Annotated in this window: 17 protein-coding genes and 1 pseudogene; 12 read left to right on the forward strand and 6 right to left on the reverse strand. The window is 69.2% G+C overall.

The annotated features are described in order from the left end of the window. Positions 1-77: 77 nt before the first annotated feature. From DL991_RS11330 to mptB, 4 genes are all read right to left on the reverse strand, one after another. Positions 78-1046, reverse strand: a complete 969-nt coding sequence (locus DL991_RS11330; protein WP_125783730.1) for a heme A synthase — start codon at positions 1044-1046, stop codon at positions 78-80. A 64-nt stretch (positions 1047-1110) separates the two neighbouring features. Beyond that, entirely contained in the window at positions 1111-1911 is an 801-nt protein-coding gene (locus DL991_RS11335) for an ABC transporter permease (RefSeq protein WP_125783732.1), read from the reverse strand. Further along, on the reverse strand, positions 1908-2834 hold the full coding sequence (locus DL991_RS11340) for an ABC transporter ATP-binding protein (protein WP_125783734.1): 927 nt from the start codon (positions 2832-2834) through the stop codon (positions 1908-1910). The genes DL991_RS11335 and DL991_RS11340 overlap by 4 nt, the downstream gene beginning before the upstream one ends. 19 nt (positions 2835-2853) lie before the next feature. After that, positions 2854-4440, reverse strand: coding sequence for a polyprenol phosphomannose-dependent alpha 1,6 mannosyltransferase MptB (gene mptB, locus DL991_RS11345; RefSeq protein WP_125784020.1), 1587 nt, complete (start codon positions 4438-4440; stop codon positions 2854-2856). 286 nt (positions 4441-4726) lie between these two features. On the opposite strand from mptB, the gene DL991_RS11350 reads away from it, so the two are divergent. The 9 genes and pseudogenes from DL991_RS11350 to lepB all read left to right on the forward strand — a co-directional run bounded on the left by DL991_RS11350 (position 4727) and on the right by lepB (position 12558). Beyond that, positions 4727-5488, forward strand: coding sequence for a metalloregulator ArsR/SmtB family transcription factor (locus tag DL991_RS11350; protein ID WP_199746356.1), 762 nt, complete (start codon positions 4727-4729; stop codon positions 5486-5488). Continuing rightward, positions 5485-6933: a Fe-S cluster assembly protein SufB gene (gene sufB, locus DL991_RS11355; protein ID WP_125783736.1), complete on the forward strand. Its 1449-nt coding sequence runs from the start codon at positions 5485-5487 to the stop codon at positions 6931-6933. The genes DL991_RS11350 and sufB overlap by 4 nt, the downstream gene beginning before the upstream one ends. Positions 6934-6935: 2 nt before the next feature. After that, positions 6936-8108, forward strand: coding sequence for a Fe-S cluster assembly protein SufD (sufD, locus tag DL991_RS11360; protein WP_125783739.1), 1173 nt, complete (start codon positions 6936-6938; stop codon positions 8106-8108). A gap of 132 nt (positions 8109-8240) precedes the next feature. Then, positions 8241-9011, forward strand: a complete 771-nt coding sequence (sufC, locus tag DL991_RS11365) for a Fe-S cluster assembly ATPase SufC (protein ID WP_125783741.1) — start codon at positions 8241-8243, stop codon at positions 9009-9011. A 39-nt stretch (positions 9012-9050) separates the two neighbouring features. Next, positions 9051-10340 (forward strand): cysteine desulfurase, encoded by a 1290-nt coding sequence (locus DL991_RS11370; protein ID WP_125783743.1) that lies wholly within the window; start codon positions 9051-9053, stop codon positions 10338-10340. A gap of 1 nt (position 10341) precedes the next feature. Beyond that, positions 10342-10791 carry a Fe-S cluster assembly sulfur transfer protein SufU gene (sufU, locus tag DL991_RS11375; protein ID WP_125783745.1) on the forward strand — a complete coding sequence of 150 codons (450 nt, stop codon included), beginning with the start codon at positions 10342-10344 and terminating at the stop codon, positions 10789-10791. After that, positions 10788-11195 (forward strand): metal-sulfur cluster assembly factor, encoded by a 408-nt coding sequence (locus tag DL991_RS11380; protein ID WP_125783747.1) that lies wholly within the window; start codon positions 10788-10790, stop codon positions 11193-11195. Before sufU ends, DL991_RS11380 begins: the two co-directional genes overlap by 4 nt. A 204-nt stretch (positions 11196-11399) precedes the next feature. After that, positions 11400-11729 (forward strand): YnfA family protein, encoded by a 330-nt coding sequence (locus tag DL991_RS11385; RefSeq protein ID WP_125783748.1) that lies wholly within the window; start codon positions 11400-11402, stop codon positions 11727-11729. A 106-nt stretch (positions 11730-11835) separates the two neighbouring features. Next, positions 11836-12558 (forward strand): annotated as a pseudogene (lepB, locus tag DL991_RS43295) (signal peptidase I). On the opposite strand, the gene DL991_RS11395 reads toward lepB, so the two are convergent. Both DL991_RS11395 and DL991_RS11400 read right to left on the reverse strand, forming a co-directional pair. Next, the gene (locus DL991_RS11395) at positions 12482-14446 is read right to left on the reverse strand and encodes an AarF/ABC1/UbiB kinase family protein (protein WP_125783752.1); all 1965 of its coding nucleotides are present in this window, start codon (positions 14444-14446) and stop codon (positions 12482-12484) included. The pseudogene lepB and the gene DL991_RS11395 sit on opposite strands and share 77 nt — an antisense overlap. Positions 14447-14582: 136 nt before the next feature. Next, entirely contained in the window at positions 14583-15848 is a 1266-nt protein-coding gene (locus DL991_RS11400) for an MFS transporter (RefSeq protein ID WP_233598791.1), read from the reverse strand. A gap of 89 nt (positions 15849-15937) precedes the next feature. Between DL991_RS11400 and DL991_RS11405 the strand changes: the two genes are divergently transcribed. From DL991_RS11405 to DL991_RS11415, 3 genes are read left to right on the forward strand one after another with little or no spacing between them, the layout of a single operon-like run. Then, on the forward strand, positions 15938-16507 hold the full coding sequence (locus DL991_RS11405) for a TetR/AcrR family transcriptional regulator (protein ID WP_125783753.1): 570 nt from the start codon (positions 15938-15940) through the stop codon (positions 16505-16507). 9 nt (positions 16508-16516) lie between these two features. After that, positions 16517-17746, forward strand: a complete 1230-nt coding sequence (locus tag DL991_RS11410) for a sensor histidine kinase (RefSeq protein WP_125783755.1) — start codon at positions 16517-16519, stop codon at positions 17744-17746. Then, positions 17743-18396, forward strand: coding sequence for a response regulator transcription factor (locus DL991_RS11415; RefSeq protein ID WP_125784024.1), 654 nt, complete (start codon positions 17743-17745; stop codon positions 18394-18396). Before DL991_RS11410 ends, DL991_RS11415 begins: the two co-directional genes overlap by 4 nt. Positions 18397-18401 lie beyond the last annotated feature (5 nt).

Consider the following 18401-nt stretch of genomic DNA (forward strand, 5'->3'; position numbering starts at 1 on the left):
CGGGGCACCGAAACGCAGCGTAAGGGCAGCGTCTGGCGAGCACGCCGCCCGGGGGTTACGTCCGGTTTGCCAGGGGGTCAGTTCGAAGTGGCGAGTTCCCGCTCAGAGGCGTGGGAAACCGGCGCCGGACCACGATCACGTGAGCCGCACCACAGTGCCGCGGTCGAGATGATCACCAGTGCGGAGCCGAGGACGTGGAAGGACACCAGCGCTTCCGGCACGCCGAGTGCGTACTGCACCGAGCCCACGACGCCTTGGAGGACCGCGACGATCCACACGATGGTGTAGCGCCGCCACAACTGCTTCGGCGTCTCGCCCCGCATCAGCTGGAGCCCGAAGACGGCCAGCACGATCAGGTAGACCACCAGCAGTCCGCCGTGCACCTGGGTGAGCGTCTCGATCGGGGCCTGGAGCCGGTGGGTGCCGGGGTCGCCGCCGTGCGGGCCCGCGCCGGTCACGGTGGTGCCCGCCACCAGGACGGCCCACATCGACGCGGCGAGCGCGATCAGCGTCTTGCGGCCCGCGTCCGGGATCAGCCAGCGGGCGGGCTCGTCACCCTCCTTGAACGCCCGCAGCAGCAGCACCGCGAGCCAGACCAGGGGAGTGGAGGCCAGGAAGTGGAGCGCGACGGTCCACCATTCGAGTTTGGCGAGCACGGTGATCCCGCCGACGACGGCCTGCAGCATCACGCCCGCGGGCATCGTCCAGGCCAGCTTCACCAGACGACGACGGCTCGGGTGCTCGATCTGCACCCGCCACGCGGTGATCACGCACAGCGCGGCGACGGCGATGACGACGCCGGTGAGCATCCGGTTGCTGAACTCGATCCACTGGGTGAGCGCGTCGAATTCGGGGTGCGCGACCGGCACGATGCTGCCTTCGACGCACTGCGGCCAGGTCGGGCAGCCGAGGCCCGAACCCGTCACCCGGACGACCGAGCCGGTGACGCCGATTCCGGCCTGGGCGATCACCGCCGCTATCGCGACCGCCCGCTGGACCGCGAACGAGGGATACGGCAGACGCGCTACAAGGCTCTGGAACGGCACCGTCCGATGCTAGAACGCCGTTCCTGAGAGCGTTCCACCGGCCACACGCGGTGTGTCGGCCACCTCAGGTCAGCTTCGTGGTCTTGCTCGCCAGCGCACCCGCGACGACGCCCCAGCCGGCGAGCACCGCGAACGGGCCCCACCCGAACGAACCGTCCAGCAGCACCGACCGCAGGCCTTCGGCGAGCGCGCCCGAGGGCAGCAGTTCGACGATCCACGCGACGCCGGACGGCATCGTCGACGGCGCCAGCAGGATGCCGCCCGCGAGCAGCAGCACGAACCAGACGATGTTCGCCAGCGCCAGCACGGCCTCCGCGCGCAGCGCCCCGCCGAGCAGCAGGCCCAGCGCGCCGAACGCGAGGGTGCCGACGAGCAGGAACGGGATCGCGCCGAGGAGACCGCCCAGCGACGGCGACCAGCCCAGCAGTGCGGCCACGGCACCGAGGATCACCGCCTGCAGCGCGACCACGACCAGCGCGGCGGCCACCCGACCGGCGATGAGCAGCCAGCGAGGCAACGCCGTGGCGGAAAGCCGTTTGAGGACGCCGTAGCGGCGGTCGAAGCCCAGTGCGATGGCCTGTCCGGTGAACGCGGACGACATCACCGCGAGCGCCAGGATCCTCGGCGTGATCCAGTCCACTTTGGACGCCGAACCAAGCTGGGCCGACGGCAGGATGTCCAGCAGCGACAGGCCGATCAGCAGCGCGAGCGGGATGAGCAGGGTCAGCAGGATCTGCTCGCCGTGGCGCAGGGTCAGGCTCGCCTCGACCTTCGCGTGCGTGCGCAGCATCTTGCCGAGCGAACCGCGGCCGGGGGCCGGGGTGAACGTGCCCGCGGCGAACCGCGGCGTCGGTGTGGTGGTCATGCGCGCAGTTCCCGTCCGGTCAGCTCCAGGAAGACCTCTTCCAGCGTGCGCCTGCCGACCTGCAGTTCCTCCGGCATGACGCCCTGCTGGGCGCACCACGCCGTCACCGTCGACACCACCTGCGGGTCGATCGCGCCTTCGACGAGGTACGTCCCCGGCGCGGACTCGTGCACGAGATGCCCCTCGGGCAGCGCCGCGGTCAGCAGCGCGGTGTCGAGCCGCGTTCGTGCCTTGAAACGCAACTGCGCCGTCTCGCCGGCCTCGACGGTCAGCGACTGCGGAGTGCCTTCGACGACGACCTTGCCGTGGTCCACGATCACCACGGTGTCGGCCAGCGTTTCGGCCTCCTCCATCAGATGCGTGGTGAGCAGCACGCTGACGCCGTCGGCGCGCAGTGCGCCGAGCAGATCCCAGACCAGGCGGCGGGCCTGCGGGTCCATGCCCGCCGTCGGCTCGTCGAGGAAGAGCAGTTCCGGGCGGCCGACGAGCGCGCAGGCGAGCGAGAGCCGTTGCTGCTGCCCGCCGGAGAGCCGTTTGAACGGCGTCTTCCTCGCTCCCGAAAGACCGAGGACATCCAGCAGCCAGGCGGGTTCGAGCGGGTTCGCCGCACACGCGGCGACCAGTCCGAGCATCTCGTCGGCGCGGACGCCGGGATACGCGCCGCCGCCCTGGGGCATCACGCCGATCCGCGGCCGCAGCGCGGATCCGTCGTGCGAAGGATTGAATCCCAGCACGCGGACTTCGCCTTCGTCAGGCCGCAGGAAACCTTCGCAGATCTCGACGGTGGTGGTCTTGCCGGCCCCGTTCGGGCCGAGCAACGCGAGCAGCGTGCCACGTTCCATCCGCAGGTCGAGTCCATCGACGGCGGTGGTGGATCCGTAGCGTTTCACCAGCCCGGTGATCTCGACGGCGGGGGTGTTCACGACAGGTCACGATACGGCCTCACGCCGGGACCGAATGCTCCGGGGACGGTCTGGACAGCAGCAGTGGTGAGAGGCGGTGGACGATGAACAGCCCCAGCAACGTGACGACCCCGGCGGCGGCCCACGCGAACGGCAGGACGAAGCCGCGGCCTTCGAAGGTGCTTCCCGTCGTCGGCAGCAGGAACGGCAGGACGGCGGTGACGATCGTCGCCGCGATGCGGAACCGCGAGGTCCCGGCCGCCGCGGCGAGCGGGATGATGGCCCACAGCAGGTACCAGGGCTGGAGCGCGACGTGCAGCACCATCACCGCGCCCAGCGAGACACCGAGGCCGATGATCGGCCGGTAGCGCCATTTGAAGCTGTCCCAAAGGAACTTGACCGTGACCGCGCCCGCGACGAGATAGCCGAGCGCGCCGAGGATCGGCACCATCGCGTTGGTGTGGTTGCCGAGGCCGAGGGCAATGCCAAGGACGCCGCCGAGCGCGGCGAGCTCCGACGTCGGCGAGATCCACGAGCGGACCAGCCCCGGCGTCCCGAGCGCGCCGACCCAGCCGAAACCGAGGCCGGTGCCGTAGCAGACCGCCACCAGGACCACCCCGAACAGCAGCGCCATCGGCACCGCGGCGGTGACCAGGTCCTTGATCCGGCCGTGCCAGCGTCTGGCCACCATCACGGTGAAGAACGGCAGCGCCAGGATCGCGTTGATCTTCACCGCGACGCCGAGGGTGATGAGCGCCACCCCGAGCCCGATGTAGAGCAGTTCACCCTTGGCCAGCGGGGGAGGCGCGTCGTGCTTGAACCGCACCGGCATCCGCTGGAGACCGACCTCCAGCCCGGCCACCATGAGCCCGATCGCCAGTGCGTCGTTGTGGGCGCCCGCGACGAAGTGGAAGATCAGCAGCGGGTTCGCCGCGCCGAGCCACAGCGCGGTCGCGGGCTGCACGCCGAACCGCCTGGCCAGCCGGGGCAGCGCCCAGATGATCAGGATGACGCCGATGAGCGCGAGCCCGCGCTGCAACAGCACCCCGGTGACGATGTTGCCGCTGCTCAGCGGGGCGAGCCAGCCGCCGAGGCGCAGCAGGAGCGGACCGTAGGGCGCCGGGGTCTCGCGCCACATGTTGGAGACGCCCGAGGTCAGCGGGTCGGACACGCCGAGCGCTTCGGCCGGGCCGAGTGAGTACGGGTCCATCCCGCGGGCGACGATCTCGCTCTGCGCGAGATAGCTGTAGACGTCGCGGGAGAACAGCGGCGGGATGACCAGCAGCGGCGCGCACCAGAGCGCGATGGTGCGGGCGAGCTGGCCCTGGGTGGCGAGGCGGCGGCGCGCGGGTTGCGCGAACCGGCCGAGCAGCAGCCAGCTGAGCACGATGATCGCCATCCCCGCCAGGCCCATCGCGAGCGAGACCATCGGGATGCGGGTGAACAGCCGCAGGACCGGGATCTCCTGTACCGGGTTGATCACCGGCGCGGCGCCCGCGCCGAGCGAGCCGAGCGCGAGGAACAGGGAACCGACCGCGCCGAACCGGCGGACCACGTTCAGGCCGCGCAGTTCCTTGTCGTCCAGCGGCTCCGGTTCGTGCGGGTGCCCGGGGGTGAGCGTCGCCACCGAACCCGTCGCCGGGTCTTCCGGCTCTGCCCCGTCCGTGTCCCGCTGCGCCGGGTGATCGCCCACTACCACGCAGGAAGGGTAGCGATGCCGGGAACAACGCGACTCGGCACCTGGTTGCGGTGGTTGCGCGTGCAAGGAGCGCAACCCGGCACCTACTCGCGTCAGAGCAGGCGTGAAGTGACCCACGCCACTCCGTGAGGCACCCCTCTTTGCCGTCTCCCCGGAAATACGTCACACTTGTGTTGTGAAAAAGATGGGGACACGGAACGAGGCCGGTGGCGACATGCTCCGCGCCGAGGTTCAGCCTGTCCCCGCGCAGATCGGCCCCGAGGGTCGGACCAGGCACGAAGTGGCCCGCTTGCTGCTGGAACAGGGTCCGATGACCGCCGTCGTGGTGGCCGAGCAGCTGGGCATCAGCGCCGCCGCCGTCCGCCGTCACCTCGACGCGCTGCTCGCCGACGGCGAGGCCGAAACCCGGGACGCACCCCGCCGTGGCCCCCGCGGACGCGGCCGTCCCGCCAAGAACTTCCTGCTGACGGAAGCCGGCCGGGCCCGGTTCGGGCACGCCTACGACGACCTCGCTTCCTCGGCCATCCGCTTCCTCGCCGATCACGCCGGGGAAGACGCCGTGAAGGCCTTCGCGGAGGCTCGAGTCGCCTCGCTGGTCGGCCCGCATCAGGACGCGATCACCAAGCACGCGGACCCCGCCGCTCGCGCCGAGGCCCTCGCTGCGGCGTTGACCAGGGAGGGTTACGCTGCGTCGACTCGTCAGGTCGGTGTCGGTGAACAGCTCTGCCAGCACCATTGCCCGGTCGCCCACGTCGCCGCCGAGTTCCCTCAGTTGTGCGAAGCCGAGACAGAGGCCTTCGCGGAACTTCTGGGCACCCACGTCCAGCGACTGGCGACCATCGCACGCGGTGACAACGCGTGCACCACACACGTACCCGCCGCTTCGGCGGGTCACCCGGCCACACCTGGGCCGGGAAGCACGGCGCCCTCCTCTGGGCGCACAGCACGGATCCCGAATGGAGGGAAACCCGCATGACTGCCGCTGCCGAGCAGCGCACTCCCACCACCGCGCCCATGAGCCAGGAAGAGACCATCGAGTCCCTTGGCAAGTACGCGTTCGGCTGGGCGGACTCCGACGAGGCGGGCTCAACGGCCCGTCGAGGACTGAACGAGGACGTCGTCACCGACATCTCCTCGAAGAAGTCCGAGCCGGAGTGGATGCGCGAAGCGCGACTGAAGGCGCTCAAGCTCTTCGACTTGAAGCCGATGCCCAACTGGGGAGCGGACCTCTCCGGGATCGACTTCGACAACATCAAGTACTTCGTGCGGTCCAGTGAGAAGCAGGCCACCTCCTGGGAAGACCTGCCCGAGGACATCAAGAACACGTACGACCGGCTCGGCATCCCCGAGGCGGAGAAGCAGCGCCTCGTCGCCGGTGTCGCCGCGCAGTACGAGTCCGAGGTCGTCTACCACTCGATCCGTGAGGATCTGGAGGCGCAGGGCGTCCTGTTCCTGGACACCGACACCGCGCTCAAGGAGCACCCGGAGATCTTCAAGGAGTACTTCGGCTCCGTGATCCCGGCCGGGGACAACAAGTTCTCCGCGCTGAACACCGCGGTGTGGTCGGGCGGCTCGTTCATCTACGTGCCCAAGGGCGTCAAGGTGGACATCCCGCTGCAGGCCTACTTCCGGATCAACACCGAGAACATGGGTCAGTTCGAGCGGACCCTGATCATCGTCGACGAAGACGCCTACGTGCACTACGTCGAGGGTTGCACCGCGCCGATCTACCAGTCCGACTCGCTGCACTCGGCGGTCGTGGAGATCATCGTGAAGAAGGGCGCTCGCTGCCGGTACACGACCATCCAGAACTGGTCGAACAACGTCTACAACCTGGTCACCAAGCGCGCCAAGTGCGAAGAGGGCGCGACCATGGAGTGGATCGACGGCAACATCGGTTCCAAGGTCACGATGAAGTACCCGTCCGTGTTCCTCATGGGCGAGCACGCCAAGGGCGAGGTCCTCTCGGTCGCGTTCGCGGGCGAAGGCCAGCACCAGGACGCCGGCGCGAAGATGGAGCACCTGGCGCCGCACACCTCCTCGACCATCGTGTCGAAGTCGGTGGCGCGCGGCGGTGGCCGCACCTCGTACCGCGGCCTGGTCAAGGTCGCGAAGCGGGCGCACCACTCGCGGTCCAGCGTGGTCTGTGACGCGCTGCTCGTCGACACGATCTCGCGGTCGGACACGTATCCGTACGTCGACATCCGCAACGACGAGGTCTCCATGGGCCACGAGGCGACCGTCTCGAAGGTCAGCGAAGACCAGATGTTCTACCTCATGTCGCGCGGTCTCGACGAGGCCGAGGCCATGGCGATGATCGTGCGCGGGTTCGTCGAGCCCATCGCGCGTGAGCTGCCGATGGAGTACGCGCTCGAGCTGAACCGCCTGATCGAGCTTCAGATGGAAGGGTCCGTCGGCTAGTCATGTCGGTTACCGAGAACAACGTTTCCGAAGCGATGCGCGAAGGGGTCGTCATTCCGGCGACCTCTCGCGCGGAGCGCTTCACCTCCTACGACGTCGAGGCCTTCGAGGTTCCCGGCGGCCGTGAGGAGAACTGGCGTTTCACTCCGATGAAGCGGCTGCGCGGCCTGCACGACGGGTCCGCCGCCGCTTCGGGTTCGGCCACTGTGGACGCCGACGCCGCGCCCGAACTGAAGATCGAGCAGGTCGGCCGGGACGACGAGCGCCTCGGCGCCGCGGGTGTCCCGAGCGACCGGATCGCCGCGCAGGCGTACTCCTCGTTCACCGAGGCCACCGTCATCACGGTGCCCAAGGAGACGAAGACGTCGAAGCCGTCGACGGTGAAGATCACCGGCCCCGGCGAGGGCAAGGTCGCCTACGGGCACGTGCAGGTGCGCGCCGAACAGTTCTCCGAGGCCGTCATCGTCCTCGACCACGTCGGCTCCGGCACGTACGCGGACAACGTCGAGTTCGTCATCGGCGATTCGGCGAACGTGACCGTGGTCAGCGTCCAGGACTGGGCCGACGACGCGGTGCACGTCTCCGAGCAGCACCTCAAGCTCGGCCGCGACGCCACGCTGAAGCACATCGTCATCACCCTGGGCGGTGACCTCGTCCGCGTCTCGCCGACGGCGACCTTCGCCGACAAGGGCGGCGACGTCGAGATGCTCGGCCTGTACTTCGCGGACGAAGGACAGCACCAGGAGCACCGTCTCTTCGTCGACCACGCGGTGCCGAACTGCAAGTCGCGCGTGATGTACAAGGGTGCGCTGCAGGGCGACGGCGCGCACACCGTGTGGGTCGGCGACGTGCTGATCCGGGCGGCCGCCGAGGCCACCGACACCTACGAGCTCAACCGCAACCTGGTGCTGACGCCGGGCGCGCGGGCGGACTCGATCCCGAACCTGGAGATCGAGACCGGCGAGATCGAAGGCGCCGGCCACGCGAGCGCCACGGGAAGGTTCGACGACGAGCAGTTGTTCTACCTCCAGTCGCGCGGAATCGGCGAAGACGCCGCGCGCCGCCTGGTCGTACGCGGGTTCTTCCACGAGATCCTGGTCAAGATCGGCGTTCCCGAGGTGCGCGAGCGCCTCGAGGCCGCGATCGAAGCCGAGCTCGAAGCCGTGGGCGTTTAAGTGGCCACGTCCGGAAGTCTGTCGGGGGTCTCGACGGCCCAGCGAAAACCTGGATCCGCCGAATACCCCCAACGAACTTCCGGACATGACCACTAAGCCCTCGTCCGTCCACATCAGACTTTTAGGAAAGAAATGCCTACGCTGGAAATCAAGGATCTGCACGCCTCGGTCACGACCGAGGAGGGCCCCAAGGAGATCCTCAAGGGCGTCAACCTGACCATCAAGTCGGGCGAGACCCACGCGATCATGGGCCCCAACGGTTCGGGCAAGTCCACGCTGTCCTACGCCATCGCCGGTCACCCCAAGTACGAAGTCACCTCCGGGCAGGTCCTGCTCGACGGTGAGGACGTGCTGGAGATGAGCGTCGACGAGCGCGCCCGCGCGGGCCTGTTCCTCGCCATGCAGTACCCGGTCGAGGTGCCGGGCGTGTCCATGTCCAACTTCCTCCGCACCGCGGCCACCGCGGTCCGTGGCGAGGCCCCCAAGCTGCGCCACTGGGTCAAGGAGGTCAAGGAGGAGATGGGCAAGCTGGAGATCTCGTCCGAGTTCGCCGAGCGTTCGGTGAACGAGGGCTTCTCCGGCGGCGAGAAGAAGCGCCACGAGATCCTGCAGCTGGCGCTGCTCAAGCCGAAGATCGCCATCCTCGACGAGACCGACTCCGGCCTCGACGTCGACGCGCTGCGCGTCGTGTCCGAGGGCGTCAACGAGTTCAAGGCCAACAACGACGCCGGCGTCATGCTGATCACGCACTACACGCGGATCCTGCGGCACATCACGCCCGACTTCGTGCACGTCTTCGCGGGCGGCAAGATCGTGGCGTCCGGCGGCCGTGAGCTCGCGGACGAGCTGGAGGAGAACGGCTACGTCAAGTACGCCGGCTCCACCGAGCCGGCCGCCGTCTGATCACTGAACTTCACGACTACACCGAGAGGAGTTGGCCCGATGACCACCACCACGGCTAACTCTGCTGTACCGCTGGACGTAGCGGCCATCAGGGCCGACTTCCCCATCCTGACCCGCACGGTGCGGGACGGGAAACCCTTGGTGTATCTGGATTCCGGTGCGACGTCCCAGAAACCGGCGCAGGTGCTGGAAGCCGAGCGCCGGTTCCTGGAGACCTCGAACGCCGCGGTGCACCGCGGCGCGCACCAGCTCGCCGAGGAAGCGACCGACGCCTACGAGTCCGCCCGCGTGCGGATCGCGGAGTTCGTCGGCGCCTCCCCGCACGAGCTGGTGTTCACCAAGAACGCCACCGAGGGCATCAACCTCGTCGCCTACGCGATGAGCAACGCCGCCACGGCCGGTCCCGGGGCCGAGCGGTTCAAGATCGGTCCCGGCGACGAGATCGTCATCACCGAGATGGAGCACCACGCGAACCTGGTGCCGTGGCAGCAGCTCTGCCAGCGCACCGGCGCGACGTTGAAGTGGTTCTCCGTCACCGCCGACGGCCGCCTCGATCTGTCCAATGTGGACGAGCTGATCACCGAGCGGACCAAGGTGCTGGCGTTCACGCACCAGTCCAACGTGCTCGGCACGATCAACCCCGTCGAGTTCCTGGTGAAGAAGGCCCGCAAGGTCGGCGCGCTGGTCGTGCTGGACGCTTGCCAGTCGGTTCCCCACTTTCCCGTGGACTTCCACGCGCTGGACGTCGACTTCGCCGCCTTCGCCGGGCACAAGATGGTCGGCCCGTACGGCATCGGTGTCCTTTATGGACGCCGTGAACTGCTCGAAGCGATGCCGCCGTTCCTGACCGGCGGCTCGATGATCGAGCTGGTCCGCATGGAGCAGACCACCTTCGCCGCGCCGCCGCAGCGGTTCGAGGCGGGCACCCCGATGACGTCGCAGGCCGTCGGCCTCGGCGCGGCCGCGGACTACCTGTCGGCGATCGGCATGGAGCGGGTCGCCGCGCACGAACATCTCCTCACCGAGGCGGCGCTGGCCGGGCTCGGCGAGATCCCGGGCGTGCGGATCATCGGCCCCACCGACATGACCGACCGCGGCGGACTGGTGTCGTTCGTCATCGACGGCGTCCACCCGCACGACTCGGGCCAGGTGCTGGACAGCCTCGGCATCGCCGTCCGCGTCGGGCACCACTGCGCGTGGCCGCTGCACCGGGCCTGCTCGGTGCCCGCGACCGTGCGCGCGTCGTTCTACGTCTACAACACACTGTCCGAAGTAGACGCGCTGGTGAACGGTGTGCGTGAGGCGCAGAAGTTCTTCGGGGTGGCGTGACATGAACCTCGAGAGCATGTACCAGGAGATCATCCTGGACCACTACAAGAACCCGCACGGCCGCGGTCTGCGCGAGCCGTTCGACGCCGAATCGTTCCAGGTCAACCCGACCTGTGGCGACGAGGTGACGCTGCGGGTGAAGGTCGACGACGGGAAGGTCGCCGACGTCTCCTACGAGGGACAGGGCTGTTCGATCAGCCAGGCTTCCACTTCGGTCTTGACGGATCTCGTCGTCGGGCACACCGTGGAGGAGGCGTTCACCACCATGGACGCCTTCGTCGAGCTGATGCAGGGCAAAGGGCAGATCGAACCGGACGAGGAAGTGCTGGAGGACGGCATCGCCTTCGCCGGCGTCGCCAAGTACCCGGCCCGCGTGAAATGCGCCCTGCTCGGGTGGATGGCGTTCAAGGACGCCGTCACCCGCACGACCAACGGAGTTGAGACGGCATGACCGAACAGCAGACCGAAACCCGCGAGGGGCGCACGGCCGCCGACCTCGACGCCGAGACCACCGCCGCCCCGGACAGTGCCGACGTGGCGAAGGTCGAGGACGTCGAAGAGGCGATGCGCGACGTCGTCGACCCCGAACTCGGCATCAACGTCGTCGACCTCGGGCTGGTCTACGGCATCCATGTCGAGGCGGACAACACCGCCACCATCGACATGACCCTGACCTCGGCGGCCTGCCCGCTGACCGACGTCATCGAGGACCAGACCGGAGCCGCCCTCGTCGGCGGCGGAACCGGGCTGGTCAAGGACTTCCGGATCAACTGGGTCTGGATGCCGCCGTGGGGCCCGGAGAAGATCACCGACGACGGCCGCGAACAGCTGCGTGCCCTGGGCTTCACCGTCTGATCCTCTTTCGCGCGCTATGAAAGGTCCTTTCCTTGCAAATTTTGCAAGGAAAGGACCTTTCATAGCATTGGGGGAGGGGGCCCTCACGCGAGCAGCGATGCGTCCGGTGCGCCCAATGTGGCATTGGGGACGTTGGGTGTCCCCAATGCCACATTGGGCGCATCCCGGGCTCAGCCGAGCCGCGCGCCGCAATAGGGTGCCGGGATGATCGTCCGGTCCATCGCGCTTTTCGCGCTCGCCGCCCTGCTGGAGATCGGCGGCGCCTGGCTGATCTGGCAAGGGGTGCGGGAGCACCGCGGCTACCTCTGGATCGGTGCGGGCGTCGTCGCGCTCGGCCTCTACGGTTTCGTCGCGACCTTGCAGCCCGTCGCGAACTTCGGCCGCATCCTCGCCGCGTACGGCGGAGTGTTCGTCGCGGGTTCGCTGGCGTGGGGGATGGTCGCCGACGGCTACCGGCCGGATCGCTACGACGTCATCGGTGCCTTGCTCTGCCTGGCCGGGGTCGGCGTCATCATGTACGCGCCCCGGGGCTGAGCGGAAACCGCCGGCGCTAGTCTGCGCTGTGACCGAAACGGACTTCCCCGCTCCGCCCGCGGACGGACCCGGGCCGAAGCGAAGATTCTCCCCGCTCCTGCTCGTGATGATCCTGGTGGCGATCGCCGGCGTGGGCACCGGGGGATATGGCTTCTGGACCCTGATGGCGTACCGGATGACGAGCCTCTCCAGTGGCGTGATGGCTCCGACGATCCCGCGCGGTTCGGCCGTGCTCTATCGCTGGGCCGACGTGCCGGAGATCCCGCGTGGCGCGGTGGTCCTGATGGACCTGAGCGCCTATCCGGGCACGTCGGTCAAAGAGGGTTTGGCCGTTCAGCGGGTGATCGGTGCCGGCGGGGATCGGGTCGTCTGCTGCACGAACGACAACCTGATCTCCGTGAACGGAAAGCCGGTCAAGGAGCCGTACACCGATGACGACAACGGTTACGGGCGCAAGTAGTACCGGCCGTTCAGCGTCCAGGTGCCGCCGGGATCGGTGTACCTCGCCGGCGATGTGCGGAACAACTCCGTGGACTCGCGGCTCTTCGCGGGTATGCCCGGCGACGGTGCCGTCCCTCTGTCCAAGGTGCGCGGCGTCGTCGTCGGAATGGGGAGTCTTCTCGGTGCGGAGCCGTTTCCGCAGACCACCGCGTTCGTCGATGCGGGCCTTCCCGGAGATCCCTTGTCCGACACCGGGTTCCGTACCTCGCGGAACCTCGTGTTCGCCGGTGCCGGGCTCGTCGTCCTCGGTGTCATCGGGACGATCGTGAGCGTTGCCCGGTCCGCCGGAAAACGACGAAGAGCAGCCGCAATCCCACCAGCGCGCTGACCACCAGCAGGTTGTAGCCGAACATCTGGTGCAGTGTGACCCCTGGCAGCATCTGCGGGCCGGTCGCGCTGCCCAGCAACAGTACGGCCATCAGCCCGGTGGCCGCGCCGACGAACGCCAGCAGGACTTCGTGCACCAGTCCGGTGACCACGTCCCGGTCACGTTCGTCGGAGAACAGCCGGACGTTGACCGAAAGCCTGCCCTGTTCCAGTGCGTTGCCGATCCGGTCGACGCGGCGGGGCAGCCGTCGCAGCACCGGCAAGAGCGCCATCAGTTCGTTGGTGGCCGTGGAGCGCAACGACTCGGGCCGCAGTCCGGCGCCGACCTGCTCGGCGGCGTAGGCGCGGGATTCGACGACGATGTTGAATCCCGGCGCCAGCGCGGCCAGCGTTCCCTCCAAAGTGGCCAGTGCGCGGAACACCGCCGCGATCGGCGGGGGCACGCTGAGCCGGAAGTCGGCGATCACTCGGAACAGGTCGGTGAACATGTCCAGATCCGGGGCCTGTCCGTGGTTGAAATGCTTGGCCACCAACGCTCCCAGTGCCCGCTCCAGTCGTCGCTCCTCGATCTCGTCCGGCCGGTCGACGATCTCCAGCAGACCGTCGCGCAACGCGGCGGGGTCGCCTCGGTCGAGCGCGAGGATGAGGTTCTGCAATCCGGCGCGCAGTCCCGAGTCGAGCCGTCCGACGGAACCGAAGTCGAGCAGGCCCAGCCTGCCGTCGGTGAGCAGCAGGACGTTGCCGGGATGCGGGTCGGCGTGGAAGACGCCGCTGCCCATCACCTGGCCGAGCACGCAGCGCAGCATCGACCGCGCGAGTTTCGCCCGCTCCGCGATCGGGACCTGTTCCCTGGCGGCGGCGAGCGGTTTGCCGTCGAGGCGCCGCATCACCAGGACACGTTCGGTGGACAGTTCTTTGTGGACGGTCGGGATAGCGACTTCGGCGCCGGGGTAGGCCGCGGCGACCGCTTCGATGTTCCTTGCCTCCGTGCGGAAATCGAGTTCTTCGAGCAGCGCGTCGGCGAACCCTTCGGCGAGGTCGACGACGCCGAGCGAACGCGCCCAGTCCGCGCGCAGGTCCAGCGCGGCCGCCACCCGGCGGACGATGTCGAGGTCCCGGTCGACCAGTGCCTGCACGCCGGGCCGCTGCACCTTGACCACCACGTCCTGCCCGCCGCGCAGTTTCGCGCGGTAGACCTGCGCGATCGACGCGGCCGCGATCGGTTCCGGGTCGAATTCGGCGAAGATCTCGTCCGGGTCGCCGCCCAGTTCCTCCCGTAGCACCATCGCGACCTCGTCGGCGTCCGCGAAGGCGACCTGGTCCTGGAGCTTGCTGAGTTCGTCGATGAACACCGGCGGAAGCAGATCGGAGCGCGTCGAGAGCAGCTGGCCGAGTTTCACGAACGTCACGCCGCCCTCTTCCAGCGCCCGCCGCAGCGATCGCGCCAGTTTGGCGTGCCGGACCTGGGCGAGGCCGGGTTCACGGCGGCCGGTGAGGTAGCGGCCGAGGCCGTGTTTGATCGCGATCCGGGTGATCTGCGAATAGCGCCGCGTCCGGGCCGCGCGGCGGCGCATCGACCGGATCCGGCCGATCAGCCCGAGCCCCGAACCCGATGGCAGGACGAACTCCGCGACGAACAGGAAGATCAGCGTCGCCAGGAACGCGCCGCCCGCCACCGGGATGACGAGCCCGGCGAAGGCCCCGCCCGCGTACATCGGCGTGGGGAACGCGCTGAGGATGCCGCCCGCGACGAGCCAGCCGAAGCCTGCGGCGCAGAACGCGCGGACCACGCCGATCCGCACACCCAGTACGCGGCGGGCGGCGACCACGAGCGGCCACAGCATCAGCGCGTAGACGGGCAGGGTGAGCAGGCCGAGCAGCAGGTTCATGCCGAAGAGCACATCACGCGCAGTCCGCGCTGGATTCCCGCTCCGGCGGGACGGTACTCACCCTTGAGAGGGAGCGGAGCCTGAGGTTGGAGATCAAGAGCGACTGAATGCGGAACCCGCCTCGGCCGGGGCCCCGCTATCGCGGCGGTAGGGCGCCTCGGCCGGAATCGTGAGTTGGATGATCAGGTTGCGTCCTGCCGACGTCGATCGCGGATGCGGGTTCGCAGATGGACACTGAGAGGGAGCGGACCCCGAAGTTGTACGTCGTGGTCGCCTCCCGGGGCGCGAACAGGACGCCGAGAACGGCGATCGCCGCGGCCGCGAGGAAGCCGGCACGGAGGTCGATGAGATCGCCGAGGAGGCCGATGAGCGGTGCTCCGGCCGCCTGGCCGAGCGCCAGCATCAGGAAGGCCACGCCGACACCGAACGCGGGCGCCGTCGGATAAGCCCTCGTACCCCACAGGATCAGGACACCGGTCAGTCCGATGTAGACGGCCCCGAACAGTGCCGCGGCGATGATGAGCGCCGGGAGGGACCGGGTGGCGAGCGCGAAGAGCGCCGTGGCGACGGCGAACAGGACCATTCCCACAGACCAGGCGCGCCGCAGTCCCGCCCGCGACGTCAGCTCGGCGGTGAACGCGCCTGCCAGGCCGACCGCGCCGAGGACGATCCACACCACCGTCGAGGCGGTCTCGTCGAGCCCGCCGACGCTGACGGCGATGTCGCGGCCGAAGGTCCAGATCGCCGCGCTGGCCAGGCCGAGCGTGGCGGCCGCGGGCAGCAGCCGTCCGGTGGCGGGCGGGAACAGCGGCGACGGCAGCCCGCGTGCGCGGTCGTCCTTGACCGGCGGCACCACCCGAGCGATCCACAAGGTCACCAGCGCCGAGGCCGCGGCGAAGGCCCACCAGGCCATTCGCCAGTCGCCGATGGCCAGCAAGGAGACCGGGCCGGAGATCAGCACGCCGAGTCCGGTCCCGGCGTTCACCACGGACTGGGCGCGGTCGCGGCGGGTCACCCGGACGACGCGTGAGACCGCGTCGGCGAGCGAAGGGGAGGCCAGGCCGGTGCTGGCCCCGGCGAGGACGACGCCGAGCGCGAGGACGGCGGCGTTCGGCGCGGACGCGATCAAGGCGGTCCCCGCGGTGGCGGTCGTCCCGGCGGCGAGCGCGCCCGCCCGCGCACCCCAACGGGTGGTGACCGCGGTCGAGGCGACGACGGCGAGGCAGTACGCGACATAGCTCCCCGCCGCGATGGCGCCGAGTGTGCCGCCGTCGAGGCCGAATTCCGTCCGGAGGGTCGGCGCGAAGAGGCCGTACGCGTACCTCGCGAGTCCGTAGGAGACCGCGATCAGCGACAACCCGGCCGCGGTCAGGGTCAGCTCGCGTTTGTACGAAGACACCATCAGATCTCCTCCTGATGTATACCGGTCGGTATACATCAGGAGTGTTCCTGCATTTCGCGCTCAGGTCAACCGATCGGTATAGTCGAGGCGTGCTGACTCCAGCAGGTGAACGCGTCCTGAGCGCCGCGACCGAGCTCTTCTACCGGGAGGGCCTGAACGCGGTGGGTGTCGCGGCCGTGGCCGAGGCCGCCGGCGTCACGAAGAAGACGCTGTACGCGTGCTTCGGGTCGAAGACGGAGCTCACGGTCGCGTACCTGCGGCGTCGTCACGACGTCTGGTGGGCGTACCTCGAAGAGCGGCTGGCCGCCGCCGACCGGCCTCGGGCGCTGACGGTTTTCGACGCCTACGTCGATCACCCGAAGCTCGGCAGCGACAGAGGTTGCGCGTTCCTCAACGCGGCGGCAGAACTGCCTGCCGGCCATCCCGGGCTCGACGTGATCCGGCGGCACAAGGCGGCCGTGCGGGCGAAGTTCGCCGAGCTCATCCGTGAGGACGCCCCGGACGCGGACGATCCGGAGAAGCTCGCGGAACAGCTCTTCCTCCTGGTCGAGGGCGCTGTCGCGCACACCGGTATCGACGGGGACGCGCATCGGGTCACCCTCGCGAGGGAGATCGCGGAGATACTGATGCGGGATCCGCGTATGGCGGGCACACGCTAGAAAGAGCGCATGCGACTTTTCGGCCCGCTCGTGGACCGGGCGACCTACCGCAGGTGGGTCTACTTCATCCTCGGTGGCGCACTGAGCGTGCCGTATGTGCTCTTCGCCGCCATCGTGGTGCCGTCGCTGCTGCCCCTCGTCGCGACGGTGGAGCGCGGGCTCCTCATCGCGGCGATCACCCTCGTCCTGGTGATCATCGCGTCGTCGTTCATCCCCGCCGTCCGGGTGCTGGAGGGCGCGGCCGTCCGGGAACTGCTGGACGATCCCGTGCCGGGTGTGACGTTCGGGCCCGCGGGCGGCTGGCCCGTCCGGCTGCGGTCGACGGCGATGTACCTGCTGCACGTGGGCACCGGTTGCGTCCTCAGCCTGGCGAGCCTGCTCGTCCCGGTCGGCTTCGGGTTCACCGTCGCGGCCCCGTTCACCGGCCGGATCGCCTTGTCCACAGAGGATCCGATCGTGGTGCCGCATGGCTGGGCGAGCGCGTGGATCCCAGTGGTGTTCCTGCTCGGCGTCGTGGCGCTGGCCTACGTCGTGTGGGGAGCGGGCGCGGTGCTGACCCGCTGCGCCAAGAGCCTGCTGGGGATCTCGGCCGCGGAACGGATCGCCCAGCTGGAGAAGCGCACCGAACAGCTCGCCGAACGCAACCGGCTGGCGCGGGAACTGCACGACTCGGTCGGACACGCGCTGAGCGTCGTGACCATCCAGGCCGGGGCGGCGCGCCGGACACTGAGGACCGATCCCGGCTTCACCGAGCAGGCGCTCACCGCGATCGAGGAGTCGGCGCGGGCCGCGCTGGACGATCTCGACCACGTGCTCGGACTGCTGCGCGACGAGGCGTCCTCACGAGCACCGCAATCAGGGCTGGCGGAGCTGCCCGCGCTGGTGGAGGCCACGCGGCTGGCGGGCGCCGAGGTGACGGCGGAGGTGCGGGGCGAACCGTCCTCGGTGCCGCCGGTCGTCTCCCGCGAGGCGTACCGGATCTTGCAGGAATGCCTGACGAACGCGCTGCGGCACGCCGGTAAGGTTCCGGTGACGGTCCTCGTCGACGCCGGAACGGAGCTGTTGCGGTTGCGGGTGTCCAACCCGCTCGGCACCGCGGCACCGTCGCGGGACGGGGGCGGCCGGGGGCTGCGGGGAATGACGGAACGGGTGGAAGTGCTCGGCGGCACGATCACCGCGGGCCGCGCGGACGGATGCTGGAAGGTCGAGGTGGCGGTGCCATGGGGGAAGCGGCGATGAGCATCGGGGTGCTGCTGGTCGACGACGAACAGTTGATCCGGGCGGGGCTGCGGGCGATCATCGCCTCGGAGCCGGACCTGGAGGTCGTGGGCGAAGCGGCCGACGGAGCCGAAGTGCCGGGGCTGGTCTCGCGGTTCCGGCCGGACGTCGTGCTGATGGACGTCCGGATGCCGTCGGTCGACGGAATCCGCGCGACCACGCATCTGATGTCCACAATGGACAACCCGCCGAAGGTGATCGTGGTGACCACCTTCGAGAACGACGACTACGTCTACGACGCCCTGCTCGCCGGTGCGAGCGGGTTCCTGCTCAAGCGGGCCCGGCCCGAGGAGATCGTCGGGGCGATCAGGACGGTGGCGGCGGGGGAGTCGCTGCTGTTCCCGGCTGCGATCCGGCGGCTGGCCGCGCAGCGGGCGAACCGGGCGCCGCAGGACGGCCTCGACGGCGCCGGGCTCACCGAACGCGAACGCGAGGTGTTGCGGCTGATGGCGGGCGGACTGTCCAATGTGGAGATCGCGGGCGAGCTTTACCTCGGCGTGCAGACGGTGAAGACACACGTCGGGAACGTGCTCGCGAAACTCGGCGCGAGGGATCGGACGCAGGCCGTGATCAAGGCCTACGACACCGGATTCGTCACGCCCGCCGGCTGAACGCG

It is taken from the genome of Amycolatopsis sp. WAC 01375, from assembly GCF_003947325.1.
Lineage (GTDB): Bacteria > Actinomycetota > Actinomycetes > Mycobacteriales > Pseudonocardiaceae > Amycolatopsis.